This window comes from Pseudomonas sp. B35(2017) (assembly GCF_002113645.1).
In the GTDB taxonomy this organism is placed as follows: Bacteria; Pseudomonadota; Gammaproteobacteria; order Pseudomonadales; family Pseudomonadaceae; genus Aquipseudomonas; species Aquipseudomonas ekonensis.
On record NZ_NEIZ01000046.1, the window covers coordinates 1 to 1,371 of the forward strand.

Genomic DNA, 1,371 nt, shown 5'->3' on the forward strand with positions numbered 1-1,371 from the left:
CGGCTTCAACGCCACCGCCGCCGACTACCCGCAAGGCCTCACCACCCAGCAACGCTTCGAGGCCCAGGCCGCGCAACGGCCCGACGCCGTGGCCGCCGCGTTCCTCGGCGAGCAGCTGACCTACGCCGACCTCAACCGTCGGGCCAACGCCCTGGCCCGGCACCTGACCGGGCTGGGCGTGCGCCCCGACGACCGCGTGGCCATCGTCGCCCGCCGTGGCCTCGACACCTTGGTCGGCCTGGTGGCGATCCTCAAGGCCGGCGCCGGCTACGTGCCGGTGGATCCGGCGCACCCGGCCGAGCGCCTGGAGTACCTGCTCAGCGACAGCGCCCCGGTGGCCGTGCTGACCCAGAGCGGTTTGCGTGGACGCCTGCCGGCGCTGGAGGTGCCGGTGCTCGACCTCGATCTGGCGCAATGGCCAAGCCATGACGCCGGCAACCCGCAGATCCCAGGCCTCACCCCCGGGCACCTGGCCTATGTGATCTACACCTCCGGCTCCACCGGCCTGCCGAAAGGCGTGATGGTCGAGCACAAGACCCTGGGCAACCTGATCGACTGGCACTGCGCGGCGTTCGACCTGTGCGCCGGGCGCCACACTTCGAGTCTGGCCGGCTTCGGCTTCGACGCCATGGCCTGGGAGGTCTGGCCGGCGCTGTGCGCGGGCGCGACCCTGCACCTGGCGCCGATCCACGACGGCACCGAGGACATCGACGCGCTGCTCGGCTGGTGGCGCGAGCAGCCGCTGGACGTCAGCTTCCTGCCGACCCCGGTGGCCGAGTACGCCTTCGGCCAGAACCTGGAACACCCGACCCTGCGCACGCTGCTGATCGGCGGCGACCGCCTGCGCCAGTTCGGCCGCAGCCAGACCTTCGACGTCATCAACAACTACGGCCCGACCGAGGCCACGGTGGTCGCGACTTCGGGCCTGATCGAGGCGGGGCAGACGTTGCACATCGGCCGCCCGGTGGCCAACGCCACGGTGTACCTGCTCGACGAACAGCAGCGCCCGGTGCCGATCGGCGTGGCCGGCGAGCTGTACGTCGGCGGCGCCGGCGTCGCCCGGGGCTACCTGAACCGGCCGGAGCTGACCGAAGAACGCTTCCTGCAAGACCCGTTCAACCCCGGCCGCATGTACCGCACCGGCGACCTGGCGCGCTGGCGCGAGGACGGCTCCATCGAGTACCTGGGCCGCAACGACGACCAGGTGAAGATCCGCGGCGTGCGCATCGAGTTGGGCGAGATCGAGAACTGCCTCAACCACCTGCCGGGCATCCAGGAGGCGGTGCTGCTGGCCCGGGAGGACGAGCCCGGCCAAGTGCGCCTGGTGGCGTACTTCACCGCCCAGGCACAAGTCGAGCCGCTGGAGGTGGG

1 protein-coding gene is annotated in these 1,371 nt (G+C 71.6%); it reads left to right on the forward strand.

Features of this window, described 5'->3' with window-relative positions:
- Nucleotides 1-1,371, forward strand: a 1,371-nt coding sequence (locus tag CAG41_RS28045) for an amino acid adenylation domain-containing protein (RefSeq protein WP_139835013.1), incomplete at both ends; no start/stop codon positions are given.